Consider the following 6,155-nt stretch of genomic DNA (forward strand, 5'->3'; position numbering starts at 1 on the left):
TCCACAGCATGCGGGTATCGGTCCTTGGCTGATAGCCAATAGCGCGCACCTTGGAACGATTGCCATAGACGAATGCGCCGGAGGCATCCGTCGAAAAGAAAGACGGCACCTCGTGGCGCTCCATGAAGCCGCTATCGATATTCTCAGTCGTATCCTGCTCCAGACGCAATATCGGCTCTTGCTTAAAAATGTCTTGCAGGCGAATGAACGTGACTTCGCGGCCATCGGTATAAATCGCACCGCCCTCTTCCTGCAGCACCTTGGCGACTTCGTAGCTCGGCACGCCGCCGGCATAACAGGCAAAGCGCGCAATCGGGTAATCCGCATTGATTTTGACGCGTGCGCCACACGCGCCATAAATACTACCCAGCGTGTTGCCCTCTTTGATTACCGCTGTCTTGCGACGGAAAGCGATCTGATGACAAGGCTCAAACAGCGCCACAATGTGTAAAGCGGCCATCTGGTCGCTGCCCTGGACGTTGGCCGACACCTTGCTGCGCTGAACCTGAACGATGCGAAATACGTAGCCTTCACTGGCTATGCTAATGGTTTCACCTTGCTTGAGCCCCGCTACCGTTGCCGCTGTCGCCCTGACGACAGCTTCCAGCGTCATCGGCACCGGCGCCAGATCAGAATGCAGGCAAGCGCTCAGCAGCAGATCGCCGCGCAGCACCGTGCCGGAGGACAAAATCAGTTGCATGCGCTACACCGTCACGATAGGCATGCAGAACATCAAGCGCTGCACGTCCGTCTCCTTTTGGACGATATCCTGGGCGATCTCGGACGCCGAGCGGCCATAGACATCCACGCCGAGCGAGCGCGACGCCTCCAGGTAGACCGCGTTTTCTCGCTCGACGTACAGAATGAACAGTGGACGCACAATCGCCCATTCGCTCTGCGTCAGCGGCGTGTCGATCTCGACAAAATCGCTCGATGGATACAGATCATCGGGAACGGGGAAGCGCGGATACGACGAAGACGAATCCCATGGATCACGCACTTCGGGCGACATCCCTGCGACGGGAGCCGCCGGCAGTAAAGCATCAAATGGCCCGAATCCACCGCAAAATCTAGCGGCGGCCAGCGCTTGGGCAAGCACCGTTTCCTCCTCCAGCACAATGCCCACCGGGCGCTCCTTTGCCAGAAAGAGCAAGGCCAGCTCCTTCAGCGGTTTAGAAAATTCCGCCACGATGCTTAAATATTGCCCGGAATTTCTTCGTTGAAATAATGGAAAAACAGCGTGCCCGAGATATTGAGCACCTGGGAACGGTTTTCCCAATCGCGATCCGGGTTATCCAGCTGGATGAAGCAGTCGTAGATCGGCTTGGCGACGGAGAACTGGGACGGCGTGCCTTCATATACTTTGGCGTTGAATTTGCCGCCAGTACGAATCAGGTTCAGCATCATTTTAGAGACATGGCCGGCCTTGGTCTCCATCAAGGTGATTTGACCTTGCTGGTTGATCTTGACCTGCTGCGCCTCCCACTTCGCCGAGCCGAGTGGCATCGGAATTTCAATTTCGCCAGCGCTAGAAAGCTCAGGCCACGGAAACTGCTTAGTCAGCAGCCACATCTGCTCAAAGCCCTCGATTTCGAAGGCAGCATCGCTGGAGATAGCTTTGTCGCCCATCGCCCGTGTGGTGTTGTAGAGGCTCTGTAGGTAAGCTGGATTCGATACGGTCATATTCCCTCATGCGGGTCAGTTAGGTGATGCGCCTAACTTTACCGGCTCATGACGGCCTTAAATGGGGGGGTTTTCCATACTCGGCATGCTTACAGGCGTACCGCTATTTTATTATTCGGTTAGCAATACTTGCAACTATACGTCAATGCCGTATAATAACGCCCATGTACACAGTCATCGAAACCGAAATTTTTCAACGATATGCGTCAGAAATATGGTCAGATGCCGAACGCGAAGAGCTGATTAACTGGATTGCCGCCAATCCATTATCTGGCGATGTGATACCAAGTACCGGCGGCTTACGTAAGGTGCGCTACGCACGTCGGGGAATGGGTAAACGTGGAGGCGCGCGAGTTATTTATTACAACCTGCTCGATAACGGCCAAATCTGGTTGCTGATTGCCTACACAAAAGCCAAGTTCGATAACTTGCCGACCAATTTCTTAAATCAACTTCGAGAGGAAATGCATCATGGATAAAGAACTCGATCAATTCCAAGCCGATCTACTCAAATCGGTACGCGACATGAAGACCGGTAAAGCGGCTCGCTCAACAGTCGTTGCGGTCTCGCCAATTGCCAAGGCACGCACCCAATCTGGGTTGTCGCAGTCGCAGTTCGCAGCACTCATGGGCGTGTCGGTGCGCACGCTGCAAGAATGGGAGCAAGGTCGACGTGACCCGTCTGGCGCAGCCCGAACATTATTGAATATCGCCATGCGCCATCCGGAAGTCCTAATCGAAGAATCTCAGCATACGGCATAAATTCCAATTTAAGCCCCTGCTGACATTCCTCCGGTCACCACATGGGCAATTTTGCGGTCTCGTAAGTCTTGTCCGACGTCAGACTTTGGCGCCACGACCGTCACCGACGTATTCGACGGTCTAGCATTGAGCTGCGTCGCCGGCAATATTGACGCGATTTCGGGGATATCCGGCATCTTCGCTATAGCTGGCGCGGTCGGTATATTCAGGATGGCAGAGATATTCGGCACCGCTGGTGATAGCGGCGTCACTGCCAGCGATGGCATAACACTCTTCGCCTGCATCGCTCTCGCATCCTGCGCAAAAAACTCGCCCATGCGCATTTTGTTGCCCATATTTTGATAAGCGGCGCCAGCAGAGATCGTCCCGTCACCATACAGGCTTTTATTGTTTTTGATGACGGCCTCAATCCGCAAGCGCTCGCTCTCACTCACCTCACGACCACCCACCAGCGCATCCCGCACAGAGGTTTCAGGATTATTTTTCACCGCTTTCAGGATGCGGCCGGCGTCACCATCGCCGAGATTGTGATAGGCGTAGACGTTCGCCGCGTCGTCCGTACCGCCGAGCTTCCTCCCCTTTGCAATATTCTCACGGGTAAATTCAGCCAGCATGCCAGCCTGAATTTTAGGGTCGCTCCGATATTTCTCCGCATCTTGCTTCGACAATTTCCCCGCGCCATCGATGCCATACTTGCCGCCATATTTATTGATCATGTCGGTCCAAGTACCGTCGATAAACTGGCCGTAGCCGTGGGCGCTCGACAACCTCTTACCGTTTTTCTGGATCGGGGCGGCGTCCTTATTAAAACCACTCTCGAAATGCGCGATCTGCGCCACCACACCAGGGTCAACGCCAGCAGAACTCGCTCCGCCGACCAGGTAGTCTTTCGCGGCCTGCCAGCGCTCATTGACCACACGACCAATAGGTGCGGCCATCTTGGCAACACGTTCCTGCCCATAATTGGCAGCGGCACCAGCGGCGGCAGTCACTGGTTTAACCACATGCTGGTCGACGGTCTCCACGGCACCAACAGCCGTATTCTTGATTGCCGTAGCCGCGTTGGTGACATTTTCCTTGACGTCAATTCCGGTTTTTTCCTTGACGACATCGTTAGCAACGTTTCCCGCCTGAACGGCGAGATCCTTCACCACATTGGCGGCATTCTTGGCAATCTCAAATTTATCCTTAAAAAAGCCCGTAATCGCATCCCATCCATCACTGAACTTCTGAACGCCAGCGTCCCAGGTTGCCGCGATCTTGTCGCCAATCTCTTTCCAGTCAAAGGTAGATAGCCATTCGCCAGTGACTTCACCCAGCTTGTCGCCGATGAAACCACCGATCATCGCACCAATCGGACCACCAAAAGCCAGCCCTATGCCGCCGCCAATCAACGCACCGATGCCACTGCCGCCCCCGGCAAAACGGCCTTTCCGATTTTCTGCCGGCGTTTTGTCAGGATCATCGCTACCGAACATGCTGGCCAGCGCAGAACCGCCCGCCAGCATTGCGCCAAGCAGCGGTAGGCGCCGGAACAAGCCCTTGCCGAGCCCGAACAACCCCTTACCACCCTTCCCAAGCAAATTCCCCAGCATCCCGAGTCCGGGAATTTTTGGCGCCAAACGGCTCATCAATCCCCCGGAGCTGCCGGCGGCGGGCTTCTTCTCAATCGCGGCCAGCTTGCGCAGTTGCGCCTTGCTGAATTCCGTCTCATCCCGGCGTAATCCCCGTAACTCGGTCCAGAGTCGCTTGAACCAAATAACCTTCTTCTTTTCTTCCCCGTCACGGCCAAGCATCTCGCCGAAACCACGTCCGATCGGCGTCACAATCGCACTGAGTTCCTTGGCGGCGGCGATGGCAGGATCCACATCCGGCGCACGGTCGATCGCATTCGATGCCATGGCTCCCACCGCACCGATTCTTCCCGAAACAGCCGAGCGGCCATCGGTGCTTTCGCCCTTTCCATTGCGTTCACTCGGCTGATCTTGCCCGGCGCGCGGCGCATTTGGCGTAATCGCCCGATCTGTCCGCACGAACCTGCCATTGGCATCGCGGCGCACAGTTGCAGGAAAGGCTGCCCGCAGCACATCCTTACTGACAACCGCCGTCTTCAGCAACGACGTAGGCTGCACAACCATCCTGGAGGTGATCTGTACTACCTTGGCACCCGCGGCGCTTTGACGGCGCGGCAATGCAAGAACTCGGGCCGTACTGCTCTGGGTAGCCCGTTTGGCGGCAGCGGCGCTTGAGGTGAGCGCCTGACGGATGCCACGCACGTCATCCTGAATAGCCGCCCATAATTTAAGCGCCTCGCCCCAATCAGCAGGATCACCTACCAGGAAGCCAAAGCTATCGGATTGAATTGTCATGTCAAGCTACCGGAAAGAAGGAATCGAACTGCGAGAACGTCATTTGAATTTCTTGCACCGTGTCGTCTCGCCGCGACAAGTCAAATTCAATGCTGGCCGGACGCATATATAGAACGCTCTCGTAGCCGCCGCGATTGCTCGCATCGGTAATAAAGGAATGCAAGATACGGATCTTGACCAGGTATTCGATGGGTACGCCGACGCAACCGTCCCGCTTGGTCGCCGCTGCTGCTTTCGATTCAAACCATTTTTTGAGCGTGCCCACCGAATCGTCCATGGTGGTCAACCGCATATCGACAGATTCCAAGCTATGCACCGAATCTATCGACGCTGACCCGACCCGCATCTTGTCCCCGGTAATCGTCCAAGGCGAATAATTTACTTCAGTCGCAAACAAGTTGAACATACTGGCGCCGTCGCCGGTCATCAGCTTCGACACCAACGAATCCATGCTGGACGGCATCATATCCGTGACTTCGACCAGAAACAGGTTTTTCTTGGCATACCGGGTTGCTGAGCATTCATCAAATATCGCCTTGGCTTCCGCCGGCGTGATACCGCCCAAGAGTGGTGTCGGCGTGGCCCAATACGCCGCCAATGCAGCCAGGCCGTCCACGCGCGGGAAATAGTTCGCGAGTAGCCCCGAATCCAGAACAGAGAGCGCAGCACCACCGAGATCACCACTCAGCAGCTTATTGCCGACACCCAAGCCCGTATTGACCAGGGCGCCCAAGCGCGGCGGTAGATATTTCTTAGCCTGGCCAATGGCAGCAATGGCGCCGGCGCTCTTTGGCAAGGCAATGCTATTGGCAACGTTATCAAACAGTCCCAATGTCGCTCTCCTCGACAGCTTTAGCGGCCATGGCCTTGGCGTAGGCAGCGGCTTCATCTTCGTCTAGCAGCATTTGCTTCGCCAGGAACATCGCAGTCGTCTTCTCGTCCAGGCCCATCTCCTTGATCTGGGACATGACCTGCGCCAGCATGGCGGCCGAATTTGCTGATTCCAGGCGCGTTCGCTGCTTCTCGGCCTCCATAGCGGAAATGGAACCGTAGAAATTGATATTCCAAGGGCGCTCCTCCTCAGAAAACACGATCCCGTAGCGATGCATCGTGTGCAGATCAATGACGGAATTGAAGAAGTCGGACAGCGCGCCACGGATAATGCGCGACTTTTCCGCCACCTGGGCGCTGACACGGAAGAACCCGCCGTCGCCCAGCCCTCCGGACAACTGATCGGCGAAGCCCAGCATCGACAGGTCTACCCCCAGCGCGCCACCCAGGAGGCGCGCATGCATCATCACATCCTCGATCGACAGTTCGCCATTGCGGCCCGAGTCGCCA

The 6,155-nt window shown here is 56.0% G+C and carries 7 protein-coding genes and 1 pseudogene; 2 read left to right on the forward strand and 6 right to left on the reverse strand.

Going from position 1 to position 6,155, the window contains the following annotated elements; translation table 11 throughout:
• From VNZ65_RS04295 to VNZ65_RS04305, 3 genes are all read right to left on the reverse strand, one after another.
• Positions 1 to 700: hypothetical protein (locus VNZ65_RS04295; protein WP_325666424.1), on the reverse strand; the 700-nt coding region annotated here is incomplete at its 3' end.
• Between the two features lie 3 nt (positions 701 to 703).
• Positions 704 to 1,189 carry a hypothetical protein gene (locus VNZ65_RS04300; protein WP_325666426.1) on the reverse strand — a complete coding sequence of 162 codons (486 nt, stop codon included), beginning with the start codon at positions 1,187 to 1,189 and terminating at the stop codon, positions 704 to 706.
• Between the two features lie 5 nt (positions 1,190 to 1,194).
• Positions 1,195 to 1,683, reverse strand: coding sequence for a hypothetical protein (locus VNZ65_RS04305; RefSeq protein ID WP_325666428.1), 489 nt, complete (start codon positions 1,681 to 1,683; stop codon positions 1,195 to 1,197).
• 164 nt (positions 1,684 to 1,847) lie between these two features.
• Here VNZ65_RS04305 and VNZ65_RS04310 point away from each other — a divergent pair, with 164 nt between their 5' ends.
• A complete protein-coding gene (locus VNZ65_RS04310) occupies positions 1,848 to 2,162 on the forward strand; it encodes a transcriptional regulator (RefSeq protein WP_325666430.1) in 315 nt (104 codons plus the stop codon).
• Positions 2,155 to 2,445, forward strand: coding sequence for a helix-turn-helix domain-containing protein (locus VNZ65_RS04315; RefSeq protein ID WP_325666432.1), 291 nt, complete (start codon positions 2,155 to 2,157; stop codon positions 2,443 to 2,445). Before VNZ65_RS04310 ends, VNZ65_RS04315 begins: the two co-directional genes overlap by 8 nt.
• Positions 2,446 to 2,453: 8 nt before the next feature.
• Here VNZ65_RS04315 and VNZ65_RS04320 read toward each other — a convergent pair whose 3' ends face one another.
• The 3 genes and pseudogenes from VNZ65_RS04320 to VNZ65_RS04330 form a co-directional block, all read right to left on the reverse strand.
• A complete protein-coding gene (locus VNZ65_RS04320; protein WP_325666433.1) occupies positions 2,454 to 4,814 on the reverse strand; it encodes a hypothetical protein in 2,361 nt (786 codons plus the stop codon).
• Between the two features lies 1 nt (position 4,815).
• Positions 4,816 to 5,646, reverse strand: a complete 831-nt coding sequence (locus tag VNZ65_RS04325) for a hypothetical protein (RefSeq protein ID WP_325666435.1) — start codon at positions 5,644 to 5,646, stop codon at positions 4,816 to 4,818.
• A pseudogene (locus tag VNZ65_RS04330) lies at positions 5,633 to 6,155 on the reverse strand (hypothetical protein); the annotation flags it as partial. The pseudogene VNZ65_RS04330 and the gene VNZ65_RS04325, both read right to left, overlap by 14 nt.

This window comes from Collimonas sp., assembly GCF_035566555.1.
GTDB lineage: Bacteria > Pseudomonadota > Gammaproteobacteria > Burkholderiales > Burkholderiaceae_D > Collimonas.